Annotated in this window: 19 protein-coding genes; 8 read left to right on the top strand and 11 right to left on the bottom strand. The window is 37.5% G+C overall.

The window, feature by feature from the left end; genetic code table 11:
• The first annotated feature begins 2 nt into the window (after window positions 1–2).
• From AADJ06_RS10730 to AADJ06_RS10720, 3 genes are read left to right on the top strand one after another with little or no spacing between them, the layout of a single operon-like run.
• Window positions 3–527, top strand: a complete 525-nt coding sequence (locus AADJ06_RS10730; RefSeq protein ID WP_341226442.1) for a gluconate 2-dehydrogenase subunit 3 family protein — start codon at window positions 3–5, stop codon at window positions 525–527.
• A gap of 50 nt (window positions 528–577) precedes the next feature.
• Window positions 578–2,281 (top strand): GMC family oxidoreductase, encoded by a 1,704-nt coding sequence (locus tag AADJ06_RS10725; protein ID WP_341226441.1) that lies wholly within the window; start codon window positions 578–580, stop codon window positions 2,279–2,281.
• Between the two features lie 18 nt (window positions 2,282–2,299).
• A complete protein-coding gene (locus AADJ06_RS10720) occupies window positions 2,300–3,199 on the top strand; it encodes a sugar phosphate isomerase/epimerase (RefSeq protein WP_341226440.1) in 900 nt (299 codons plus the stop codon).
• A gap of 60 nt (window positions 3,200–3,259) precedes the next feature.
• Here AADJ06_RS10720 and AADJ06_RS10715 read toward each other — a convergent pair whose 3' ends face one another.
• Complete coding sequence (locus AADJ06_RS10715; protein ID WP_341226439.1) at window positions 3,260–3,685, bottom strand: nuclear transport factor 2 family protein; 426 nt, start codon at window positions 3,683–3,685, stop codon at window positions 3,260–3,262.
• A gap of 179 nt (window positions 3,686–3,864) precedes the next feature.
• Between AADJ06_RS10715 and AADJ06_RS10710 the strand changes: the two genes are divergently transcribed.
• Window positions 3,865–4,740, top strand: a complete 876-nt coding sequence (locus tag AADJ06_RS10710; protein ID WP_341226438.1) for a 2OG-Fe(II) oxygenase — start codon at window positions 3,865–3,867, stop codon at window positions 4,738–4,740.
• 5 nt (window positions 4,741–4,745) lie between these two features.
• Window positions 4,746–5,825 (top strand): glycoside hydrolase family 99-like domain-containing protein, encoded by a 1,080-nt coding sequence (locus AADJ06_RS10705; protein ID WP_341226437.1) that lies wholly within the window; start codon window positions 4,746–4,748, stop codon window positions 5,823–5,825.
• On the opposite strand, the gene AADJ06_RS10700 is transcribed toward AADJ06_RS10705, so the two are convergent.
• Window positions 5,822–6,502, bottom strand: a complete 681-nt coding sequence (locus tag AADJ06_RS10700; RefSeq protein WP_341226436.1) for a VTT domain-containing protein — start codon at window positions 6,500–6,502, stop codon at window positions 5,822–5,824. The genes AADJ06_RS10705 and AADJ06_RS10700 overlap by 4 nt on opposite strands.
• 4 nt (window positions 6,503–6,506) lie before the next feature.
• The gene (locus tag AADJ06_RS10695; RefSeq protein WP_341226435.1) at window positions 6,507–7,445 is read right to left on the bottom strand and encodes a GDP-L-fucose synthase; all 939 of its coding nucleotides are present in this window, start codon (window positions 7,443–7,445) and stop codon (window positions 6,507–6,509) included.
• 61 nt (window positions 7,446–7,506) lie between these two features.
• On the opposite strand from AADJ06_RS10695, the gene AADJ06_RS10690 reads away from it, so the two are divergent.
• Complete coding sequence (locus tag AADJ06_RS10690) at window positions 7,507–8,523, top strand: hypothetical protein (RefSeq protein WP_341226434.1); 1,017 nt, start codon at window positions 7,507–7,509, stop codon at window positions 8,521–8,523.
• Here the strand turns inward: AADJ06_RS10690 and AADJ06_RS10685 are convergent.
• From AADJ06_RS10685 to rnr, 4 genes are all read right to left on the bottom strand, one after another.
• Entirely contained in the window at window positions 8,520–11,822 is a 3,303-nt protein-coding gene (locus tag AADJ06_RS10685) for a VCBS repeat-containing protein (protein WP_341226433.1), read from the bottom strand. The two genes, AADJ06_RS10690 and AADJ06_RS10685, sit on opposite strands and share 4 nt — an antisense overlap.
• A gap of 80 nt (window positions 11,823–11,902) precedes the next feature.
• Window positions 11,903–13,441 carry a RagB/SusD family nutrient uptake outer membrane protein gene (locus tag AADJ06_RS10680; RefSeq protein WP_341226432.1) on the bottom strand — a complete coding sequence of 513 codons (1,539 nt, stop codon included), beginning with the start codon at window positions 13,439–13,441 and terminating at the stop codon, window positions 11,903–11,905.
• 40 nt (window positions 13,442–13,481) lie between these two features.
• The gene (locus AADJ06_RS10675; protein WP_341226431.1) at window positions 13,482–16,619 is read right to left on the bottom strand and encodes a TonB-dependent receptor; all 3,138 of its coding nucleotides are present in this window, start codon (window positions 16,617–16,619) and stop codon (window positions 13,482–13,484) included.
• A gap of 380 nt (window positions 16,620–16,999) precedes the next feature.
• Window positions 17,000–19,333 carry a ribonuclease R gene (rnr, locus tag AADJ06_RS10670; protein WP_341226430.1) on the bottom strand — a complete coding sequence of 778 codons (2,334 nt, stop codon included), beginning with the start codon at window positions 19,331–19,333 and terminating at the stop codon, window positions 17,000–17,002.
• A 161-nt stretch (window positions 19,334–19,494) separates the two neighbouring features.
• Here rnr and AADJ06_RS10665 point away from each other — a divergent pair, with 161 nt between their 5' ends.
• On the top strand, window positions 19,495–20,553 hold the full coding sequence (locus AADJ06_RS10665) for a ferredoxin--NADP reductase (protein ID WP_341226765.1): 1,059 nt from the start codon (window positions 19,495–19,497) through the stop codon (window positions 20,551–20,553).
• A 40-nt stretch (window positions 20,554–20,593) separates the two neighbouring features.
• Here AADJ06_RS10665 and AADJ06_RS10660 read toward each other — a convergent pair whose 3' ends face one another.
• Window positions 20,594–21,322: an outer membrane beta-barrel protein gene (locus tag AADJ06_RS10660; RefSeq protein ID WP_341226429.1), complete on the bottom strand. Its 729-nt coding sequence runs from the start codon at window positions 21,320–21,322 to the stop codon at window positions 20,594–20,596.
• A 205-nt stretch (window positions 21,323–21,527) separates the two neighbouring features.
• On the opposite strand from AADJ06_RS10660, the gene AADJ06_RS10655 reads away from it, so the two are divergent.
• Window positions 21,528–22,016 (top strand): hypothetical protein, encoded by a 489-nt coding sequence (locus AADJ06_RS10655; RefSeq protein WP_341226428.1) that lies wholly within the window; start codon window positions 21,528–21,530, stop codon window positions 22,014–22,016.
• A 7-nt stretch (window positions 22,017–22,023) separates the two neighbouring features.
• On the opposite strand, the gene AADJ06_RS10650 is transcribed toward AADJ06_RS10655, so the two are convergent.
• From AADJ06_RS10650 to AADJ06_RS10640, 3 genes are all read right to left on the bottom strand, one after another.
• Window positions 22,024–22,932: an ROK family protein gene (locus AADJ06_RS10650; RefSeq protein WP_341226427.1), complete on the bottom strand. Its 909-nt coding sequence runs from the start codon at window positions 22,930–22,932 to the stop codon at window positions 22,024–22,026.
• A 114-nt stretch (window positions 22,933–23,046) separates the two neighbouring features.
• Entirely contained in the window at window positions 23,047–23,643 is a 597-nt protein-coding gene (gene yihA, locus AADJ06_RS10645; RefSeq protein ID WP_341226426.1) for a ribosome biogenesis GTP-binding protein YihA/YsxC, read from the bottom strand.
• Between the two features lie 2 nt (window positions 23,644–23,645).
• A complete protein-coding gene (locus AADJ06_RS10640) occupies window positions 23,646–24,056 on the bottom strand; it encodes a transcriptional repressor (protein WP_341226425.1) in 411 nt (136 codons plus the stop codon).
• Window positions 24,057–24,059 lie beyond the last annotated feature (3 nt).

The raw sequence follows: 24,059 nt of genomic DNA, 5'->3' as shown, positions 1-24,059 counted from the left end.
ATATGAATAGAAGAGAATTATTAAAAAATTTGGCACTAGGAGCTGGGGCGGTTGTGGCTTTACCCTCATGGGCAAATGCATGGACTCCATCAAAAATAATGGTTTCGGGGGTGTTTTCTTCTAAGGAACTTGGTTTGCTCTCTTCTATTGCAAGTACATTTATTCCAGAGGGAAAGAGTGAACCAGGAGCATTAGGCCTAGAAGTCGATAAGTTTTTAGATAGGCTTTTTGCGGATTGCTATTCTAAGGCAGATCAGGAAAAAATAAAGCAAGGAATGGTATTATTGAACACTACGGCTAAGAAATCTTACCAAAGTGCTTTTAGTGATTGTACGCAATTACAGCGAGAAAGTATGTTAATAGGTTTTTCTGAACCTAGTACCACGGAGAAGGAATGGTTTTATGATACTCTGAGAAAAGAAACGATTCGAGGTTATACGACTTCAGAATATGTGATGGTAAACCATTATAATTATGTTATGGCACCAGGCCATTATGATGGCTGCGTGGATGTAGTAGAATCTTAATCAAATAATTTGGGCATAAGCTCATTAAAAAAGTAAAAGGCTTTAAAAATATGGCAAACCTAAATTTAGAGGTAAAGAAGAAGCATAAATATGATGCTATTGTGATAGGTTCTGGTGCTAGTGGAGGTTGGGCTGCAAAAGAACTTTGTGACCGAGGTCTTAAAACATTAGTATTAGAAAGAGGAAGAGGTGTTAAGCATATTGAGGACTACCCTACGGCATCAAAGGCTCCGTGGAACTTTGAATACAGGGGAGACGTGACACAGGAACAGCGTCAGGGTTTTGAGAGAGCAAAGTTTATGCGTGCACAAACGGCACATTGGGCTATTCCAGATGATGAACAACCTATAGTTCAAGAAAAACCATTCAATTGGGTCAGAGGATACCATGAAGGAGGGAAGTCATTGCTTTGGGCTCGTCAAACACAGCGATGGTCAGATTATGATTATGAAGGACCGGCAAGAGACGGTTTTGCAGTAAATTGGCCTATTCGTTATAAAGACATGGTTCCATGGTATGAGCACGTTGAAAAGTTTGCTGGAATAGCAGGTTTTAATGATAATATTGATGCATTGCCAAACAGTATAGTTCAGCCAGGATGGGACTTGAACTGTGTGGAGCAACACTTTAAAGAAACCATTGAAAAGACTTATAATGACCGTTACTTAGTTTTTGGAAGATGTGCACATCTCACAGACCCACAACAAATCCACTATGACCAGGGTAGAGGAAGGTGTATGAGTCAGAGAATGTGTAACCGAGGCTGTAACTATGGAGGGTACTTTAGTAGCAATTCAAGTACGCTTCCTTGGGCTGCTAAAACAGGAAACCTGACATTAAGACCTCATTCTGTGGTGCATTCTGTTATTTATGATGATAGAAAGGAGAAAGCCACAGGTGTGAAGATTATTGATGCTACTAGTAACGAAATGGTAGAGTTTTATGCCAAAGTGATTTTTGTGAATGGCTCTGCCATCAATACTAACGCTATTTTGATGAATTCTACGTCTAACCGTTTTGAAAATGGCTTAGGAAATGATAGTGGGGTACTTGGAAAGTACATTGCTTGGCATAATTACAGAGGACAGGTCTTTGGTAAATATGCTGGCTTTAGGGACAAAAAAACAAGCGGAGCTCATCCTAGTCATTCCTATATTCCTAGGTTCCGAAACCTGCACAAACACGAAGAAAACTTCCTGAGGGGATATGCCACAGGAATAGGAGGGGGCAGAGGAATGCGTGCTTCAAAGGAAGGTATTGGCGATCAATTAAGAGAAAACCTTCTTAGTCAAGAACTGGGCGGCTGGAGTTTATCTGGTTGGATGATGGGAGAAACCATTCCGGTAGAAGAAAACCATATTAGGTTACATGAAAGCTTGAAAGACAAGTATGGTATTCCACAAATAGTTTTTTCATGTGATTGGCAAGAAAACGACCATAAAATGGTGGAAGACTTCCAAAATACTATGGCAGAGATGTTTGAAAAAGCAGGTTTTGAGGATATCTCTACTAGAGATTCGAAAGCAGCACCCGGTTCAGATATCCATGAAATGGGAGGAGTCAGAATGGGTCATGATGTAAAAACCTCCATGTTGAACGGAAATAGTCAATTGCATTCTTGTAAAAATGTTTTCGTTACAGATGGAGCTTGTATGACATCTACAAGTACGCAAAACCCGACATTGACCTATATGGCTTATGCCGCCCGTGCCGCTAATTTTGCTGCTGATGAGTTAAAGAAAAGAAACCTATAATTATAAACATCCTTAGAAATGATAAAATCAATTTATTCCTTCCTTTTTCTGGCTGCTCTTACAATGGCATGCTCTTCAGGAAGCAGTTCCGAAGAAAGTAAAGACAAAGAACCTTTGTTTAAAGGCGAACTTGGTGTTCAAGCTTACACTTTTAGAGAGCAGTTTAAAGATACAACAAGAACCCTAGAGCAAAACCTAGATTTGATTGCGGAATTGGGTTTTACCGAGTTAGAGGGAGGTGCTCCCAAAGGTGTTTCTCCGGAAGATTTCAAAAAAATGTGTGCCGATAGAGGAATTAGTATTCCAGCTTCAGGTAGTAGTTTTAATGAGCTTGAAGAAGACCCACAAGCGGTGGCAGATAGAGCCAAAGCTTTAGGTGCTAAATATGTGATGTGTGCCTGGATTCCTCATGACGGAACTGAAGGATTTAACTTTGGTGATGCTAAGAAGGCTGTGGAGGTTTTTAATTCAGCAGGAAAGGTTTTAGCTGAAAATGGATTGACTTTCTGTTACCATGATCATGGATATGAGTTTAAACCAAACCCTGATGCTGAAGGAACAATGATGGATTATATAATTCAAAATACTAATCCTGAATACGTTTCTTTTGAAATGGATGTGTTATGGACTATGCATGGAGGTGGCTCCGACGCTCCGCAGGCCTTATTAAAGAAATATCCTAACCGTTGGAAATTGATGCATGTAAAAGACCTTAAAAAGGGAGTCGTGGGTGATGGCTCAGGAGGAACACCAGCAGAAAACGATGTAGTGCTTGGAACTGGTCAGGCAAACTGGCCAGAAATACTAAAACTGGCTAATGAAGTTGGTATAGAGCATTATTTCATTGAAGACGAAAGCGAACATGAAATTGAAAACATTCCTTTAAGTATTGCTTATCTGAAAAGCTTGGAGGAATAGTTCTGGACATATTTTATAAACTTGAAGCCCGTAATTGATAAAAAATTGCGGGCTTTACTTTTAGGAGCTGTGGTCACTAATAATGAGCCATTCTCCCTTTATTTTTTCCATGATTACGGAGAAATAACCCTGTCGAAGTTTTTGATCACCTTCATACTCCAAATTATATCTGCCTACTACGTAAAAGAATTTTGAGCTAAGCTTTTTCATACTAAAATCGTCAAAAAATAGGCGTCCCATAGTTTCATCAGTATAACTCTTTTGATAGTTCTTAAGGATATTATTGGCTCCTATGGTTCTGCCTCGGCTAGAAATCATTTCAGCGGAGCTTTTATAGGCTGAAACAAAAGCAGGCAAGTCATGAGCCGACCAGTTTCGTTCTTGTGCTTCAAAATTGGCTTTAATTCTTTGTTCGGTTTTGGATAATTTTTGACCGAGTAATGGACAAGAAATCAATAATAAGCTGGCAATAATTATATTTTTCATACTATTTAAAGGTTTTTCTGACATAAAGCTAGAGACTTTAATTGGAAGGTTTCGAAGGATATATATAATATTGAAACCAAAGGCTGAGTGCATGCTTTTGTGATACTACTCATAATTTGAGGAATATGAACGAGGTGTATGAAATTCCTCATCAAAATATATTTAAATATTAATTACCTTTGGCAAAACGTAGTATTATCAATTTCAAAGAAGAAATGAAGCTTTACTTTGACAACAGTCATTTAGACGCTCTTGCTGAAAAACATGCGGTGCAGTATAAAGAGAATAGTCCCTTTCCTCACGTTGTTATAGACAACTTTATGGATCCTGAGGCTCTTGATAAGATTCTGGAGGAATTTCCTAAACCTGGTCAAAAGGTTTGGCATGACTATAAAAGTGATTTCGAAAAGAAGCAAGAACTAAACGGGGAAGGGCGACTAGGTGATTTTACCCAGCATATTCTTTATCAGTTTAATTCGGCACCTTTCCTTGTTTTTCTTGAAAAATTGACTGGAATAGATAATCTGATACCTGATCCTTATTACTATGGAGGAGGTTTACACCAGCTAAACGGTAAAGGAAAATTAGGAGTACATGCAGATTACAGCAAACATGTTCGTTGGCCTTTAGATAGAAGAGTTAATGCTATTTTATATTTAAATAAGGACTGGAAAGAAGAGTATAACGGAGGCTTAGAGCTCTGGGATACCGCTATGACAAAGTGTGAACAAAGAGTAGCACCATTGTTTAATAGGTTGGTGGTTTTTAATGTTACCGACTTTAATATGCATGGCGTACCTGACGAAGTAAAGTGTCCAGAAGGAATGAGCAGAAAGTCTTTAGCGTTCTTTTACTTTACTAATGGCCGTCCGGCCGAGGAGGTTGACCCAAATAAAAAACTTCACGTAAAGTTTACACAAAGACCCGGTGAAGAAGAAGTAGCAAGTCAGGAGAAAAAAAATATAATTGGCTATGAAGCCAACCCAATTAAGAGATTCATCAAGCAGATAACACCACCGTTTATCTTTGATTCTTTTAAGAAGTTAAAGAGTTAAATTTTATGGATCACAAAAAACTGCGTGCTTTAGCAGTCATTTTACCTCAATTTCATCCATTTCCAGAAAACGATGAATGGTGGGGAAAAGGTTTTACAGAATGGACAAATACCACAAAGGCAACGCCTAGGTTTAGAGGTCATTATCAGCCTCATTTACCAACAGACTTAGGATTTTATGATCTTAGGTTAGAGCAGAGCAGGATAGAGCAGGCGGAACTGGCTAAAGAGCATGATATTCATGGTTTTTGTATTCATCACTATTGGTTTAATGGGCATCAGCTCATGGAAACACCGGTTAATGAAATGCTTAAAAGTGGAAAACCAGATTTCCCTTTTATGCTTTGCTGGGCAAATGAAAACTGGACAAGACGCTGGGATGGTCTAGATCAGGAGGTTTTAATCAAGCAAGACTATTCTCCAGAAGACCATAGAGCTCACGCCAAACATTTGTGTGAAACTGCATTTAAAGATGACCGATACATTACTGTAGATGGCAAACCATTCTTTTTGTTCTTTAATACACCTATTATCCCTGATTTAAAAGAGAGTATAGCTATATGGCGAGATGAAGTAAAAAAGCATGGCTTTCCGGATATTTATTTGGGCGGGGTTAAAACGTTTGAAGGTGCCATTCCTGATTCAGAAGAATTAGGTTTTGATGTAGTTATAGAGTGGCAACCGGACTGGAAAAACATGGCGGTTCAGCCTAACCTAGTACAGCGGCTTAAAAAGAAGTTAGGCCTAGAAAACTCATACTTTAAAGACGATTATGCTTCTGTGGTAAAAAGAATGTTGGCAAAGGAAACGCCTGACACTAAACATTATCAGTGCATATTCCCAAATTGGGACAATTGTGCCAGAAAAAGAGTTAATGCAGTGGTAGTTGATAATTCTACTCCTGAGCTTTATGAGAAGTGGTTAGGTGAAATATGTGAACGTTTTGTTCCGCCTTCCAAGGAAGAGAACTTTGTATTTATTAATGCCATGAATGAATGGGCAGAAGGCAATCATCTGGAACCCGACAGGAAATGGGGTAGAGCCTATCTAGAAGCTACAAAAAATGTACTTTCAAAATACCTTTAAGCTCTTTTTACAGCTTTGGTAATTACCCAAACCAGTCCAATAAGAGAAATTAGAATTAAGCCTATTAAAAGAATTTGTTGAAAGTTACCACTGTTAGGTTCTTTTAGTAAACGTTGTATTTCTTTTGCCTGAGTCCCTGTCCATAGCGAAACAAGTGTTCTTGGAATCATTCCTAGAAAGCCTCCAAGAAGAATGTTTTTCAATTTTGCTCCAGAGAGTGTAAAAATAACGTTGGTTAAGGTGAAAGGAAGAACAGGGGAGAGTTTGGTTAGAGATATAATTTTCAACTCGTCCGTTTTAATACTTTCAAGGAGCTTTTTAGCCTTTGGGTTTGTCTCTATAAAGCCAGTAAAACGATTTTGGTCCAAGGCTCTTACTATTCTATTTATTAAATAAATAGAAAGAAGGTTAATTATGAACAGCCATGGTAAAGTTTGCCAACCCCAAAAATAACCTAAGACCAAAGCACAAAAAGTAGGAGGAGTTAAGGCCAATGCTTGTGTTAGTATTCCTAAAAGGGAAAAGGTAATCCATTCTACGGAAGCCATGGAAGAAAAATACTCCTCTTTATTGATAAAAAAGTATCCAAGAAAAGATGTGGTTATAAGAGGTACTAACATAAGCACCACCGAAGTAAGAATAGGAATACTTAAGTACCTCTTAAAAGCCTTCTTCACAAGATTACATTTTTCTTACAATATTATTCTTAAAGTCCTCATACACCAACTTGATACCCTCTTTTAAGTCTATAGTGTGTTTCCAACCAATGCTATTTAGTTTAGAAACATCCATTAACTTTCTTGGTGTTCCGTCTGGTTTTTCTGTGTTCCAGTTGATTTTGCCTTCATAACCAACGGTTTTCTGGATAGTTTCCGCTAGTTCTTTTATGGTTACATCTACACCAGTACCAATGTTGACAAGTGTTTCTCCATCATAATTCTCCATTAGGAAGAAACACGCCTCGGCAAGGTCGTTTGCATGAAGAAACTCTCTCATTGGTTTGCCCGTACCCCAAAGTTCTACACTTTCTTTGCCCTCCGCTTTCGCTTCATGAAACTTGCGAATCATGGCGGGTAATACATGGGAGTTTTGTAAGTCGTAATTGTCGTTAGGACCATAAAGATTAGTTGGCATTACAGAGATAAAGTTACAGCCATATTGAGCCCTGTAAGCTTCGCACATCTTTATACCTGCTATTTTAGCAATAGCATATGGTTCATTTGTGGGTTCTAGAACGCCCGTAAGAAGGTAATCTTCTTTAAGAGGTTGAGGAGCCATTTTTGGATAGATACATGAAGAACCTAAAAACATTAGCTTTTTAACCCCAATCAAGTATGAGCCATGGATGAGGTTGTTTTGAATTTGAAGGTTTTCATATAAAAAGTCTGCTCTATAGGTATTGTTGGCTACAATTCCGCCAACTTTAGCAGCTGCTAGAAAAACGTATTCGGGCTTTTCTGCATTTAGAAAAGCTTGAGTTGCTACCTGATCTCTTAAATCAAGTTCTTTTGATGTTTTGACTACAATGTTGTCAAAACCTTCTTTTTTTAGTTTTCGTACAATAGCAGAACCGACCATTCCTCTATGTCCTGCTACGTAAATTTTGGCTGTTTTCTCCAATTTTTCTCTATTTTTGACGTTTCTGGAATACTAATTGACATTGGCTTAACACGAAAGTACGATGCTTGATTCAGAAAAGAAATCAGGTCAAATAAATATGCGTCCAATAATTTTTAATACTTCCCTTTTTCTACTACTAACCTCTTTTTCCTTTGGTCAGGATATTATACCTAGAGCAAAGACGAAAGCAGAAAGAAAAGCAGAGCGAAAGAATATGACCTTGGAAGAGCGAATTGAAGATACACTTCCAGTAGATGTTACTTTGCCTTCTGCTTCTGCTAAACTTCCTGGTGGAGAAAAAATAAATACTGTAGAAGAGGCAAAAAAGTATGTGACTGAGACTATTCCTGGATACGGGAAGAAGGTTAAAGACAAATCTAGAAAGGCAAAGAAGGCTTTAGCAGAGGCTAAAGAAAAAGTATTTGATGGAAAACGCTACGAAGGTATTGAAGTAGAAAAGCGAATATACAGACGAGGCAGCGGTAGCCGAATGAAGTATATCGAGTTTTATACGCTAAAGGAATTTCAGCAGCCGAATGTTTATGCGAAATCTGTTTTTTGGTATGATGAAAGAACCAAAAGAATTGTGGAAGCTATATCAAGAGACAGAAAGACGAATCATTTAATGCATGGTCCTTATAAAGAATATATAGGTGAAAGTTTAATTAAAGAAGGCTTTTATTACCTAGGAACGCTAGATGGTAGGTGGGAAACTTACGATAAAGAATTTATTCTTCAAGACAAGGTTTATTATAACAAAGGTTTTTTTAAGGACTCTGATATAAGTTATTATGACGAAGCTCAACAGAAGTTAAAAGAGGTTATTCCTGTTTTATACGGTAAGAAAACGGGAGAATATTACCGTTTTCATGAAAACGGGACATTAGCTGAGGAAGGCAAATATGATAGCGGTGTTAAAATAGGCAGATGGGTGGAGTACTACGAAAGTGGTAATCGAAGAAAAAGTGAAACACAGCACGGCAAAGACTGTTATGACGATACCGAGCCTATTGTGATTCGTGAATACTCTGAAACCGGAAAAATGACTTTCGAACACGAAAGTGTGAAGAGGATTTAATTTTGTTTTAATAGACGGTGAAATACTGGAGTAGCAGAATTTATGGACGTAATTAATGTTTTTGATTGATTCAAGTAAATAGACCTTCTAGCATCTCCTTTTATAAATAAGCCACTTTTGATTGAGTTAAGGGGCATAAAGGTTCCATCACCATTCCCTTTTAGGAAAAGACCAAAGGAAGCGTCTTGACGGCCTGTATTAGCTTCATTGGGATAGAAGTTTCCCGTGGATATAGCGTCTAAATGGCCATCAAAATCAAAATCTTGAACAATAAAGGAGGAAATTGGAGATTGCTGAGTTAAAATTGGCAACTGGCTTAGTTTGAAGTTTCCATTACCAAGATTTTCCGCGTAACAGCTTTTAAGTTCTTTTACTTCTGCGTAAAAGGAGTTTTTTAAGTCTATGGCAGAAAGAAGGTCGTTAAAATCAGCTTTAGCGTAGTCGGAATAAAGGGTGTACCTTTTTCTAAATTGTACAATTTGTTTTGACAGCGAGCCTAGGGGTAAGAAAGGCACTTCTTGATCTTTTAGGTAATGTCCCATTATTGGATCTAGAATTCCATCATTATTAAAATCTTTAGCGTAAATTTTTATGGGCTGTTTTTCTGAGGCTCTGAAGGTAGTATTTAAACCCTCGTTTCCGAGTAGGAGATCTATGTCTCCGTCATTGTCAAAGTCTCCCTTTTGAATAGTATTCCACCAACCTTGAGGAGCAATGTTTGACTTAGTCTTTTGAAAACTACCATTTTTTGACTCAAAAAGTATGCAGTTCATCCATTCTCCCACTACTACAAAATCGTCGTCTTTATCACCATCAAAATCAAAAACAGCAATATCTGAAATCATTCCTATCTGACTTAAATCGGGTGCTATTAGTTCTGTGGCATCAGAGAAAATGCCATTCTCGTTTTTGAGAATATATGATTTAGGAGAAAGGGGGTATTCGTTTGGTATTTGCCTACCAGCAATTATAACATCAAAGTCACCATCATTGTCAAAGTCAATTTTGACAGCTTTTTGAGAACTAACGGAAATTTTTGGAAAGTTCTTTGAAAGGGTAAATTGTGCTTTTCCATCATTAAGGAATAGGAGGGGCTGATAAGCATCTGTTATGGCCAATGGCCTTTCGTTTCCTGTACCGGTAATTAAAAGATCTTCATCACCATCTAAGTCCGCATCAAAAACTAAGATGGAACCAACTTCCATATTTTTTGTATTCAAAATGATTGGCTCGGAGAAGGAACTGTTCTTCGATTGAAGAAAAATGTTTGTAAGGCTTCCTTGGTAAGACCCTCCTAAAATGAAATCTTCTAAACCGTCGCCATTAAAATCTCCTTGTGAAATGGTAGGTCCTGACTTTGAAAGCATCTTGTGCAATGAAGCGGTATGGTTAAAGTCAATAAAATTGGATTCTTTATGAGTATAAACTACTGGAGAAGGAATCTCCTCAAAAAGAGGCCTTTCGAGGTAGGTTTTGTGTTTTATCTGCTGTTTAGCGTTTAATTCTTTAATTTTTAGAAATTGGTTTGTTGGAATATTATAGCGTTTTTCGACTTTGCCGTTAGGCCAGAGCACCGCTAAAGAGTCAACACTTGGGCTTTCGTCCAAACCAACATGAATGCTTTTGTCCACAGAAGACTGAAAACCTCTGACGGGATAGTTTTCAAAAAATTGTGTATTGTTTTTGGTCCAGACGGTTAACTTTACGCCTATTCCCTGCTTGTTATCTTTTTCTCCCTCGAAAGAAAAATTAAGGAATGTCTTTTCATTTCCGGTATTCTCGAAAAGAGACGCTTTTTCATCTATATTATTTACTAACAAATCAAGGTCGCCGTCTAAATCTAAGTCACAGTATACAGAGCCATTGGCATAGGAGAGTTCATCCAGTCCCCATTCTTGCGAGACGTCCTTAAAAGATAAATTTGAAAGGTTTTTGTATGCGTAATTTCTAAGCTTTATTTCTGGTACTTTGTTTATTAAGTCTTCACGATTTGCCGCTCTTGTTTCGTCACTCCCAAAAATATTATTCGTTTTGTTATAACTAATAAAGTCTAAATCGGTAACGTTTTTTCTATAGCCATTGGTAATAAAAACATCTTTTTGTCCATCGTTATCTAGATCTGTCAGTAGAGTTGACCAACTCCAGTCGGTTTTTGCAATGCCTGCTAAAAGCCCTATTTCACTAAAAACTGGGAGTTTACTGTTATTTCCTTGGTTAACTTGTAGGCTATTTCGCATGTACTGAAGTTGATATCCAAATCGTTCAGAAATACTAGTTTCTGTTTTGTCATAGTTTTGATTACTTATCATCTGTTTCTGCCGCTCATTACCCTCAGGTAACATATCGAGCTGCATAATATCCACTAGCATATCATTATTGATATCCGCTGCGTCTATACCCATGCCGTATTTACTCGTGTGGCCAAACGAGCTTTTAATGGTATTTGTAAAGGTTCCATCTCCATTATTGAGGTAGAGAATATCACTGCTTTGAAAATCATTTGAGCAATAAATATCAGGGTATCCATCCATATTAACATCGGAGATAGATAAGCCTAAGCCGAGCCCTTCAAATAGAATTCCAGCTTCTTTTGAAACTTCAACAAAAGGGCTCTCTGCATTGGGGTTGTTTATTTCGTTTCTGAAAAGTTTGTCTGTAGAAGGATAAATACCGGTATTGATAGAAGGTCTTAAGTAGTTTGGATTTTGGAAGTCGGGAGCTGTGTTTAATAAGAAAGCGTCTAGGTCTCCGTCTAAATCATAATCAAAGAATGCAGTTTGTGTAGTGAAGCCATCAAAGTCAAGATTATACTTTTTAGCCTCTTCTTTGAAAGTTGGACGGTCTGTTTTTTGATTTATAAAAAGTAAATTTTTTGTGTTAGAAAGTGAATGGTGAAAAGCTGTACTAATGTAAATATCGTCCCAGCCATCTTGGTTTATATCAATAATGGAAACACCTGTGTTCCAAGATTGGTCAATGTTTATACCCGCAGTTTCTGTAATGTCTTCGAAAACAAGGTTGCCTTTGTTTAGGTATATTTTATTTTTTTCTTGGTTTGCCGTGAAAACTACATCCGGTAAACCATCCTTATTGAAATCGCCAATTCCAACGCCACCGCCATTGTAGAAATTGGTAAACGTAAAGGCATTTAAATCCTTATTAGGAACTATATTATTGATAAAATCAATATTTGAAATGTTATTGTCAACCTTTTTATACAGCGAATCTACGTTTTGGTTACACCCAAAAAGAAGAAAGAAGCACAGAAATGATAAGGGTGATAATTTAGCAAATTTCATCGTTGTAAAGCTTAAATGGTGGAAAAGGAAAAACTCCCTATACTCGAGATGAATAGGGAGTTTTCGTTTAAAAGTAATAATTAATAACCAGGGTTTTGATCAGCTTGTGTCAAATTTGGGTTATTGTCTATTTCGCCTTGGGGAATAGGTAAAAACTCATGCTTTCCTGAAACAAAATAAGAAAGAGGTTCTTCTGTTAACTTACCGTTTTTTCTCCATCGCACTAAGTCAAAATCGCGAACTTGTTCTCCGGCCAACTCCACATAGCGTTCGTGCTGGATTGCGGCTAAAACTTCTGCTTGTGTGCTAGTAGGATAGTTTGCAGTAGGTAGTGGTGGCATGTCTACAGATTCTCTTGCTCTAACTTGGTTTACCAAAGCTACAGCAGCTGCCAAATTACCGTCTTCCGCTTCACATTCTGCCAGCATAAGGAGCACATCGGCATAACGCATTATTCTTTGGTTAATAGCACTAGTTGCGTAACCAGCGTTAGATTTATAAAGAACAGAGTATTTCCTCCAGCTTACCTTCTGTTCTACACCGTCTACTATCGAAGAGTTTCCTTGAACAATATCAGAACTTATAACGTCTGCACCATTATTGAACAGATCTCCATCTTTCCAGTATGACATGTCATAACGAGGGTCTGACTTAGCATCTCCTTTAGATGTTCTTTCATAAGCATTTAGGATTTTGTTAGAAGGAATTAGATTTCTCCAACCTACAGCAGAATATTCTTGAGTTCTAACAGTCTCTTCTTGCGTATTTCCATTGCTGTCGCCACCCCAGTTATATGCTCCACCAGAATCAGAGAAAACTATCTCAAAAATAGATTCAGGATTAAATTCACCTTCTTCGTTAGTTAAATCAAGGTAGTTAGAAACTAAAGAAAACTGTCCTGAATCAACTATTTTTTTAAGTTCAGTCTTAGCACTAGCGTAGTTACCCATTTGAAGGTATATTCTGGCTAAAAGTGTTTGAGCTGCGGCTTTCGTAGCTCGTCCTAAATCGGCACCAGAATAAGACACAGCTAAGCCCGCTTCAGCAGCTTTTGCATCGGCAATAGCTTGGTTATAAACTTCGGATTGAGAGGCTCTTGAATTGGCACCATCCACAGTCTTTGAGAATTCAGTATATATTGGTGCTCCGCCAAAAAGAGTTCCTAGTTCGTAATAAGCCCAAGCTCTTAAAAATTGAGCTTCGCCAATTAGTCTAGCTTTGGTTTCTGCAGGAACAGACTCAATGGATGGCCCTTTTTCTATTACTACGTTGGCACGGTGGATGGTTCTGTACCAACCGGTCCATACGGCGTTACATAGGCTGTTTCCAGAGTTGGCAACTCCAATAAGAATTTGGTTTCTTGGAGTTTCTAGTTGACCACCACCGGTAGCAACCTCATCTGCCTTAAGATCATGGGTAAAAAACCATTCTCTAGATACTAAACTATTTGACTGTACTAGGGCATAGATGGAATTTACACCCGCAGTAAGTTCTGCTTCATTATTGAAGTATGTTTCGAAAGTAACCCCATTTGGGTTTATTTTATCAAGGATTTCGTCATTACAACTCATTGCTGTAAAGAGCGATAGAAGTCCTGTGATTGCTATTATTTTTTTCATGTTAACAATAATTTATTATTAATAAGATTTTCTTTTATGATTAGAATCCAATATTTACTCCTGCAAGAATAGTTCTTGCTTGAGGATACTGGCCATAATCTATACCGTTTGTAAGTAGGTTTCCTCCTCTTGTTGAAATCTCAGGATCGTACCCAGTATATTTTGTAAAAGTCAATAGGTTTTGACTTGACACATAAAGCCTAACTTTATTGATAAAGCCTTTTGAAACGTTTTCTAAAGTTGTTGCAGGAATAGTATACCCAATACTTAAGTTTTTCAAACGTAAGTATGAGCCATCTTCCACAAAACGATCAGACGTTCTTGAGTTCGCATTTGGGTCGCCACTTACGGCTCTAGGCACATCTGTATCAGTATTTTGAGGAGTCCAAGCATCTAATACATCAGTAGAAGCATTGAATAGTCTAAGCATCCCTTGTCCAATTACCTTAGTGCCGTTATAAATCTTGTTTCCATGAACACCTTGGAAGTAAACAGTAAAATCAAAGTTTTTGTAATTACCATCAAAGTTTAAACCATAAGAAAATTTAGGAAGGTAGCTACCTAAATAGGTTCTGTCATCACCGTTTATTATTCCATCACCATTTAAGTCTTTAAATCTGATGTCACCAGCGGCCGTAGCCTCATTTTGAAATGGGGTGTTTGCATCACCTAAAGAGTTTGCTGCTCTTACTTCCTCGTCACTTTGGAAAATACCATCTACCTGCCATCCGTAAAATGACTGTACAGACTGTCCTGTTTCTGTTTTTGTGATGTCAAACCCACCATAATCAGCATTATTACCAGAATAAATGCTGGCTGTAGGGGTAGAAAGGCTTAATACTTCATTTCTAATCACATCGAACATTCCTGTTAAGTTCCAATTAAAGTTGTCGCTTGTATGATGGTATCCCGCGGATAATTCAAATCCGTAGTTTTTCATACTTCCAACATTAGCATTGGGAGCTGTTGAATATCCTAAAGAGTTTGCAATTGGAACTGCCAAAAGAAGACCGTCTGTTTCACGGTTGAAATATTCTGTAGTGAGACTTATTTTATTATTGAATAAAGACATGTCTAATCCAATATTACTCATGGTAGTAACCTCCCAGCTTAAGTTGCTGTTTCCTAAACGGTCAAAATAGGAGCCTAACTGTACGGTATTATTAAATGGATATGCCGTTTGATTTGCAGAAATAAGTGGTTGCCAATCATAATTACCAATAGAGTTAAAACCTGTTTGGCCTATACTACCTCTAATTTTTAATTCACTGATAGCAGGAATCTCTTTCATAAAATCTTCCTCACTTAGTCTCCAACCTAAAGATACTGCAGGGAAAGTACCCCATTTATTACCAGGAGCAAACTTTGAAGAACCATCTCGCCTAACAGAAGCTCCTAAAAGGTATTTTCCTGCGTATTCGTAGTTCAGTCTACCAACGTAAGAAATTAGAGCATTTTCACCGAAATTTGAATTAGATGTTTGGTTAGCGGTACCTTGTTGAACTTGAATATTATTATCAGGCAATTGACCACCAGTATTTAGTGCTCTTACTGAAGCTTTTTGTGTTTCACCTACACCAAGAAGGTTTACATAGTGCTTTCCAAAGGTTTTCTCAAACGTAAGAGCGTTAGTAATAACAGTAGAATTATAAGTGCTTCTATTTTCTGCTATTGCAGCTACGTCTCTTGACCTGTTTCCATCGTTATATATTGGCAGAAAACTATTGAACCTTGAGTTTGCGTAATCTACACCAGCGGTAAATCTATATTTTAACCAGTCCGTAAGTTTTACATCCGCAAAAAGGGAACCTAGTAATTTAAAACCAGTATTTGTCTGAAAACGTTGTTCTTGTTCTGCAATTCTAAGAGGGTTCTCAGGGTCTGTTGCATCTAAGCCTTGAGCAGTTGTACTGAAACCACCAATTTTGGTTGGGTCTCTAACAGGCCAGTAAGGAATCATTCTCATCATGTTCATAACAGTTGTTCTTCCTCCTCCATCTTGTTCCGCTTTTCTATTATCAGTAGACGCTACCAAGGTTTGGCCAATGGTTAAGAACTTAGATAGCTTATGATCGGAGTTTATTCTAAAACTCTTACGGTCATAGCTGGTTTCAGGGAAAATACCTTCTTGTGTAAAATAGCCCAAAGAAGTATAAAACCTTGAAGACTTATTTCCACCAGAAAGCGAAAGTTGCGTGTTTGAAATAGGGGCACTTCTAAACATCACATCTTGCCAGTCAGTCTCTGTCTGTGCAAAAGTGGTAGGTGCACCTTCATATATAGGTGTATTAAGGTTGTTAAATCTACCAGGAACTGGTTGACCAGAAGCTGTTAGAAGTGCAGTACCATATTGAATATATTCTGCACTATTAAGTAAATCTAACTGTTTCCATGCGGTTTGTGTACCGTAATAGGAGTCTAAGTTTACAGACATTTTACCTGCTTCACCTTTTTTTGTAGTTATTAGAATAACCCCATTTGCCGCTCTGGAACCATAAATGGCAGCAGCACTTGCGTCTTTCAAAACCTCTAAGGACTCAATGTCTTTAGGGTCTATATTATTTAAGCCTCCTGCAGGGATTCCATCAATAACGTATAATGGGCTAGAATCTAGGCTTATAGAACCAACACCTCTAACCCTTACAACTGGGCTAGCACCTGGGCTGCTGTTATTAGTAACAGAAACACCGGCAACGCGTCCTTGTAAAGATTGCGTTAGACTTACTACAGGTAATGCTTGTAATTCCTTTTGAGAAACTGTAGAAACTGCACCAGTAATGGATGATTTTTTCTGGGTACCATAACCTACAACCACTACCTCTTCTAAGGCTTTGTTGTCGTCTTCTAATGTAATGTTGATGATAGAACGAGAACCAACTTGTACCTCTTGGCTTTGAAAGCCGATATAGCTAAAAACAAGGGTAGAAGAAGGAGTTGTTCCATTTAAACTGTAGTTTCCATTTGGGTCTGTGGTTGTTCCTGTGGTTGTTCCTTTAATGGAAATAGAAACACCAGGTAGTTCATCTCCTTCTTGTGATAAAACCTTACCACTTATTTGAGCGAGTAAGGGGCTAATAGATAGGAGTGTAAGTAGGGCGGTTTTTCCAAATAGGTTAGACCATTGGTGAATGAGTCGGGACCCTTTTTGAACATGATTAGTAGTCCAATTTTTTTTCATTTTTAGGTAATTTTTATAAATGTGAAATAAGAGTTTAAAAGCCATTTGATAGACTTTTTGAAAAGTGTGAAAAGAGAATTAGAAGACGAATGTATTAATAATTGTCAATTCGACACGTAAGCTTAGTTACATTTTTTCATGGAATAAGTCTGTCTTTATCTGTGGATATGAGATATTGCACGAATTAAATTGAACTATTCGGTGTTTTGTGTCCAAAAAGAAAAACTCGTGTTTTTAAAGAAAGAGTAGAAGTGCTTCCTTTATTTTTGACTCTTTAGTATGAAAGCCTACTACTCTACCTACCAGAAAGTCTTGGCAGATAGAGGTATTAATTTTTGAAAGGGTATTGGATTTTTCCAATTCAAATGAAAAAGACTTAGTTAACGCTTTTTTCTTCTTCCTTTTTTTCTTGGAGGAATAACTTTTCGGCTTTTTGAGCCACCATTTCTTGAAGACCTTCCTTTTGAGAATTTTTTTCCTCCACTAGTATTTAGGAAGGATTTGCCGCCAGCTTCAATTAGGTCTAGGTCCATACTACGTTTTTCCAAATCAGTGGCTTTGATACTCACTTTTACAGCATCGCCAAATCCAATAATTCTTCCGTTTCTTTGACCAGTTATTCTGAAATTATCAGGGTCGTAATCATAATAGTCGTCATTTAAGTCAGCTAGCCTAACCATTCCTTCACACCCCGTTTGAGCTACTTCTACAAAGATTCCAAAGTCGGTAACACCAGTTACTACGCCATCAAAAACCACATTGCGGTCTTGATAGCTCATGAATTCTACCTGTTTATACTTAATAGAAGCTCTTTCGGCTTCTGCAGCTAGTTTTTCTTGGTCAGAGGAGTGTTTACATTTTGCTTCAAAATCATCTTTGCTAAGGCTGGTGCCATTATCTAAGTAATGCTGAAGCATTCTGTGAGCCATCACATCAGGATATCTTCTAATAGGAGAGGTAAAGTGGCTATAATGCTCAAAAGCTAATCCAAAGTGACCTTGAGGAGAGGTTGAGTATTTTGCCTTTGACATCGTTCTGATGGCCAATTGTTCCAAAACATTTTGCATAGGGGTACCCTCTATTTCTCCCATCAAATTATTCAAAGAATTAGAAAGAGCACCCTGTGAGTTTGAGTTTATTTTAAACCCAAGTTTACCAGCAAAAGCGGTGAAAGTAGTTACCTTGTCAGGGTTTGGTGGCTCGTGTACACGGTACACCATGGTTGGAGTTTTCTCTTCATTTTTCTTAACTTCTGCTTTCACTTTAGCGGAGAATTTTCCCCAGAATACAAATTCGGCTACTTTTTTATTTGCTAGCAACATAAACTCTTCAATTAGCTTATGTGCGTCTTTTCTTACCTTTTGATAAACACCTAGTGGTTTCCCGTTTTCGTCAAGTTGAAATTTGACTTCGTTGGTTTCAAAATTAAAAGCACCTTTTTTGAAACGCTCTTTTCTGAGCTTTTTGGCGGTATTGTTTAAAAGTATAAGACAATCACGAAGTTCAGAATTACTTCCTTCTGGAATCTTATTTTCGTCAGACTCTATAACGTCTTGAGCTTGCTCGTAAGCGTATCTTTTATCTGAGTGAATTATGCACCTGCCAAACCATTCTTTTTTCACGTTTCCGTTCAAATCCATTTCAAAAACCGCAGAGAAAACCAGTTTGTCTTCGTTAGGCCTTAAAGAGCAAAGGTTATTTGAAAGTTTTTCGGGAAGCATCGGGATGGTTCTGTCAACCAAATAAACAGAGGTTGCTCGTTTAAAAGCCTCTTCTTCTAGAACACTTCCTGGACGAACATAATGGGATACATCTGCAATGTGAATGCCTACCTCAAACGTATTTTCGTCAATCTTTTTATAGCTTAAAGCATCGTCAAAGTCTTTAGCATCATGTGGGTCTATGGTGAAGGTAAGCGTATCACGCATGTCCCTTCTTTTCTTAATTTCTTCTTCCTCTATTTCTACGGGGATAGCTGCTGCTAGCGTTTCTACTTCTTCAGGAAAACTGACAGGAAGACCAAATTCAGCCATAATAGCGTGCATTTCGGCATCATTATCTCCTGATTGCCCTAATACTTCAATTACCTTTCCCGTCGCTTGTTGAAAACTGGAAGGGTATTCAATGATTTTGATAATGACCAAGTCATTTGTTTCTGCATGAAACATATTGTCTTTTGATATAAAGACATCTTCATGAAAATTCTTATTATCTGGTTTGACAATAGCATAGTTGGCATATACTTTAACCTTTCCCACTAACTCACTCTTACCTCTTTTTTCTATACCTAAGACTTTGCCTTCTGGGTTGCCTCCTTTTCGGTTTGCTCGCCCTGTAATAGCCACAGACACGGTATCTCCATGTATAGCACCATTTAAATGGTCTGCCTCAATGTAAATGTCTTTTTCTCCATCATCATACCTTACAAAGGCAAACTTTGGGTTGACATGGTCTAGTACGCCAATTATTGCGGCGGTCTTTGTTTTCTTTTTGTCATCAGAAAGCGTAAACTTTCCTCGGGCTATTCTAGTTATTTTGCCTTCATCTTCTAGTTCTTCAACAATAAGTTTGAAGAACATTTTATCTTGGTCGGTATAAATATCGAATTGATTGTAGAAGTCTGTGAATGTTACTGGTCTTTGGTCAAACTGACGCATAAAACCAAGAATGGCATCTTTTTGCTTTGTTATTTCTGATTTCTTCTTTCTTGCCATGTAGCTTTTTATTTTTGGAAAGGTGTAAGTTAATTTATTTGTTTTAATCTGCTGTTGAATTGATGAAATCTTAATTGGCTAGTATGGATTAAATGATTCTCGTGGCTCTCTTGTTTTGGCAATGAGAATCGTATTTTTGCCCAATTGATGTACGTATCTAAATTATGAAAACATACTTTTTACAAGTTAAGAACATAGTAAAGGAGACAGAAGATTCCATTACCATTGAGTTTTGGCATCCTTTGTCGGAGCAAATTAAGTATAAAGCGGGTCAATTTTTGACTTTAATAGTGCCAGCTGACAATGGAAATAAAGTCAGAAGAAGCTATTCGATGTCCTCCTCGCCTCATGCAGACAGCTCTGTAGCAGTTACTATTAAAAGAGTAGCTGGTGGTTTGGTGTCAAATTATCTTTGTGATAATGTTAGTGTTGGTGACTTTTTAGAAGTGGTTGAGCCTATGGGTCATTTTGTGGTGGAGCCAGATGCCAGTATTAGTCGTAGTGTAGTGCTGGTAGGTGCGGGAAGTGGTATTACTCCTTTGATTTCTATTGCGAAATCTATTCTAAAAGTCGAGCCTAATTCAAAGGTGTCTTTGATTTATGGTAATAGAACTTCCAATAATATTATTTTTAGGAAGGCTTTGATTGACCTTGAAATGGAATATTCGGGAAGGTTTCAGTCAATTATTATACTTAGTCAAGCAGATGATAACTGGGCTGGTGAGCGAGGTAGAATAAGTAGAGCCAATATTGTTATTTTGCTTAAAGAAATGGATATTCATTTTAAAGAAGAATCCTTTTATTTATGTGGTCCTGTAGAAATGATGGATGAGGTAACTACGTCTTTGAAAATGTTTGAAGTGCCTGATGAGCGAATCCATAAAGAAAATTTCCATGCCCCTACTTTAGATGATAAAGTGGAACTGGCGGAAGAGGAAGGGTTAAAAACTCGGGAAATAATGGTTAAATATGATGGTGAAGACTTTACATTTAAAGTGGAGCCACATCAATCTATTTTAGAGGCGGCATTGGAACTTGACATTGATTTACCTTACTCTTGTCAAGCAGGTATGTGTACGGCTTGTTTAGGAAAGTGTACTTCAGGGAAAGTAATAATGGATGAAGATGAAGGACTAACAGAATCAGAAATTAAAGAGGGCCTTGTTTTAACTTGTGTAGCTCACCCAAGCACTACAGGTGTTGTAATTGAAATAGAATAGAGTTTAGGCCGCAAAAAAACATGTTTTATGCGGCCTTTTTTTAAAGTCTTATACCTACACTTAAGACATTAGCATTAATTGGGTTGTTGTCGTTAAACAGTGGCAGCATGTCATATTTTGCGAAGATTCTGAAGTCTCCTCTCCCGGCTTCTGCCATTAGTCCGTAGTTATATTTACGCAGGTTATAAGAACCTTTTTCCTTATATTTTTCCTGTTCAGACTCCTTAAACTTTTGGTAGCTATTTATACGCACTCCGGCATATGCTCCTATACCAAATTTAAAATTACTTTCCTTAAAGCCAAACTGTAACATGACAGGAAGGTTTAAGTTATTCACCACTAATTTAGATTTTTCTAAGGGGTATTCTAATAGTTCAAAATCACTAATGTTACCATCTTCATAGAATTGTTCGTCGTGCTGCATCATGAAATTATTCCATGCTATTTCAAGACCGGTACCTAAAGCTACATCAACCTGCCTCCCTGTTAAAAGTTTATGGTTTCTTCTCCACTGAAGAGCTACATAACGCGACTGCCAAGTGTTAAGGTCTGGCATATCATAGGCCGCATCAAAACTGTTCAAGGCGAGGATTACTCCAAAGTCTTTTTTCTTGAAAATATTGCTTCCTTTTTGGCTTTTCTGGTGAATGTTTTTTTGACGATTCCATGATTGCTCTCGACTATCGTAATGTTCATAATCTTGACTCATAGCAGTCAAGCTTAAGGTGCAAAAAGATAGGATCGTAAATGTTTTGTATAGCTTTTTCATAATTGTAATTGTTTGAAGGCTAGATGTAGACTTAGTTATTTCGGTTGCACCAAAGAAGAAAGTTTTTAGTTTTTACGTGAAAACAAAAGCTTATTGGCTAATACGGAACTACACCCATATTTATTATTAAAGTGAAATAAAATATATATATAGTTATAGATTAAGGCCTAGTTTTTAGACCTTTGTCCTATTCAACCCTATTGAAATGAAGACTTTAAATGTATTACAGCTGCTGGCTATCTTATTCATATTTAGCTCGTGTTCTAAACAGAATTATACAGTTTTTGGTAATAAGAGTTTACCTAAATCGGAGAAACTAAAAAGTTTTGCTTTTGCCGCCGATGGCATTAATGATGTTGCCATGTCTGATTGGAATTTGACAGAGAAAGCTATTTACAAAGAGATGCGGAGACGGAATTATTTCTTTGATAACAGTAATCCTGAGGTTCTAGTTTTTATGACGGAGTTTCCTGAAAATGTTAAGTTATTGACAGGTAATAAGTATAAAGATGGAAACGGGAATATCTTCTTAGAGCCTACTAAAGTAAAAACAAAAGCAAATACCCTTTTTATTCAATTGGTGGAAACGGGAAAATATGAAACCTTTTGGAGAGGGTTTTCTTATGTAAACGCGGGTAAATTGCTACCAAAAACTAGTAGCAATTTAATAACACGTTCTATTCTTAATCAATAATAGCTTTTTAGAAGCAAAGGCTAGCTGCCCCAAGAAGCCCTGCATCATTTGCGAGGGTTGCTCTTTTTATAGTTAAGCCTTTCTTATAGTAAGGAGATAGCCAGAAGTCTATTTGCTTATTGATAGCTGGTAAAATGTATTCGAAAGAGGCAGAAAGCCCTCCTCCTATTAAAATGGTATTAATGTCTAAAATTCTTATCATGGAAACAAGGCCATCGCCTAGCAAGGTACCCACTTCTTCAAAAATTTCTAAAGCGAGCTTGTCTCCATCTGTGGCTGCAGAAACTAAGCCCATAGTTGATATGGTACCATCATCTACTAATAAAGTCTCGCCCGTCCAGGCTGCTCTCATTTCTGTGGCAAGGTTTAGTAACTCCACCTTACCAATGTTTCTTTCTAAAACTTTATTGTTTTTTGAAGGCATATGTCCAGGTTCCATGGCATTTCCGCCGCCACCCTTGAAAACCTTTTTGTCAATAATAGCAGCTCCACCTACTCCGGTACCTAGTGTAACAAAGATATAATCTTCAGGAATGTCTCCTTCTCCAAAATAATACTCTCCTAGTGCAGCAGCGTTGGCATCGTTTTCAAGGAAAAAGTCCTTTCCCTTAAAACGCTCTTTTAGCTCAGGAATGACAGAAATACCATCAATTTCAGGAATAGCAGTAATTTCAATCAGGCTTTGTCTGTCCCTCGTAATGAGTCCTGGAACACCAATTCCACACCTGGTAACCCCGGTGTTATGCTTAAGCTGTACAGAAATGGCATCTCCAAGGCTTTTTACAAAATGCCCTGATTTTCTCCAATCACCAGTATCATGGCTATAAAAGTTTGAAATGATGCCTGTTTCGGCTTCAACGATGCCCATTTTGACGTTAGTTCCGCCAATATCAATTCCTAGATATTCTGTTGCCATTAACTGTTAAATAGATGAGTGGACAAATATATTTAAAAATGCTTTCAAAAACGTTCTTTTATGGCACTTATTGAATAGAATTACTATTAAAGCGACATTAATTAAAAAATTTAATTAATTACTTGCGTTTATTTCATCTATAAGTTGCAGTATTTCTAAGCGACCCATTCCTTTTTCTGAAGAGGTGATATAATGTTCTGGCAGAATTTCCCAACGGTCTAAAAGAGCCATTTTAAAGTCATTAACGTTTTTTTGACCTTTCATAGGTTTAACCTTATCCCACTTAGTAAAGATCAGTTTTAAAGGCAACCCTTTTTCTCCTAATCTATGAACAAACTCTAAATCTATTTTTTGAGGAGGAATTCTACTATCAATAAGAACGAAGACGTAGAGCAAATTTTCTCTTTGCTCTAGATAGTCCCATGTCATTTTTTCCCACTTGGCTTTTTCTTTTAGGGGGACTTTAGCAAAACCATAACCCGGTAAATCAACCAAAAACCAGCGGTTTTCTACTAAAAAGTGATTAATAAGCTGTGTTTTACCAGGGGTGGAGGATGTTTTTGCCAGCCTTTTTTGCCCAGTAAGCATGTTGATCAAAGATGATTTACCCACATTAGAGCGACCAATAAAGGCGTATTCTGGATAATCTGGTTTTGGGCAACCTTCTATGGTGGCCGCACTTTTTATAAATTCTGCTTTAATTGGGTGCATTATTATTTACAATTTGGACAACTTCCTTCTATCAAAAGGTTGATGTCTTCTCTTTCATAGCCACCCGGTAATGAAATGGTGGGAATGTTGATGCTTTCTAAACATGTGGTGTCTCCACAAAGTTTACATTTAAAATGAACGTGATCATGTTGATGCGTTTCAGAAGTACATTCTGTTTTGCACAAAGCATATTTGGTGCCTCCGTCAGCATCTAATATTTTATGAATAATGCCTTTTTCTAGGAAGGTTTTTAAAGTTCGGTAAATGGTTACGCGGTCATATTTATCATCCACGGCCATTTCTAAGTCACCATGAGAAAGGGCCGCAGATCTTTCCGAAAAGGTACTCAATATCTCTTCACGACACTCGGTGTGCCTTAAGTTGAATGCTTTTAAAGAAAGTGTTTTTGCCATGAA

Source organism: uncultured Arcticibacterium sp., from assembly GCF_964021845.1.
Taxonomy (GTDB): Bacteria; Bacteroidota; Bacteroidia; order Cytophagales; family Spirosomataceae; genus Arcticibacterium.
Note: the sequence above shows the minus strand (reverse complement) of the source record. Positions and strands in the feature narration are given on the sequence as shown.

Bases quoted from the DNA above. Each gene is read 5' to 3' on its own strand.
- AADJ06_RS10675 (WP_341226431.1), bottom strand. From the start codon at position 16,619: ATGAAAAAAAATTGGACTACTAATCATGTTCAAAAAGGGTCCCGACTC.
- AADJ06_RS10705 (WP_341226437.1), top strand. From the start codon at position 4,746: ATGGATCACAAAAAACTGCGTGCTTTAGCAGTCATTTTACCTCAATTT.
- yihA (WP_341226426.1), bottom strand. From the start codon at position 23,643: ATGCACCCAATTAAAGCAGAATTTATAAAAAGTGCGGCCACCATAGAA.
- AADJ06_RS10655 (WP_341226428.1), top strand. From the start codon at position 21,528: ATGAAGACTTTAAATGTATTACAGCTGCTGGCTATCTTATTCATATTT.
- AADJ06_RS10650 (WP_341226427.1), bottom strand. From the start codon at position 22,932: ATGGCAACAGAATATCTAGGAATTGATATTGGCGGAACTAACGTCAAA.
- AADJ06_RS10715 (WP_341226439.1), bottom strand. From the start codon at position 3,685: ATGAAAAATATAATTATTGCCAGCTTATTATTGATTTCTTGTCCATTA.
- AADJ06_RS10660 (WP_341226429.1), bottom strand. From the start codon at position 21,322: ATGAAAAAGCTATACAAAACATTTACGATCCTATCTTTTTGCACCTTA.
- AADJ06_RS10730 (WP_341226442.1), top strand. From the start codon at position 3: ATGAATAGAAGAGAATTATTAAAAAATTTGGCACTAGGAGCTGGGGCG.
- AADJ06_RS10720 (WP_341226440.1), top strand. From the start codon at position 2,300: ATGATAAAATCAATTTATTCCTTCCTTTTTCTGGCTGCTCTTACAATG.
- AADJ06_RS10690 (WP_341226434.1), top strand. From the start codon at position 7,507: ATGCTTGATTCAGAAAAGAAATCAGGTCAAATAAATATGCGTCCAATA.
- AADJ06_RS10640 (WP_341226425.1), bottom strand. From the start codon at position 24,056: ATGGCAAAAACACTTTCTTTAAAAGCATTCAACTTAAGGCACACCGAG.
- AADJ06_RS10685 (WP_341226433.1), bottom strand. From the start codon at position 11,822: ATGAAATTTGCTAAATTATCACCCTTATCATTTCTGTGCTTCTTTCTT.
- AADJ06_RS10725 (WP_341226441.1), top strand. From the start codon at position 578: ATGGCAAACCTAAATTTAGAGGTAAAGAAGAAGCATAAATATGATGCT.
- AADJ06_RS10680 (WP_341226432.1), bottom strand. From the start codon at position 13,441: ATGAAAAAAATAATAGCAATCACAGGACTTCTATCGCTCTTTACAGCA.
- rnr (WP_341226430.1), bottom strand. From the start codon at position 19,333: ATGGCAAGAAAGAAGAAATCAGAAATAACAAAGCAAAAAGATGCCATT.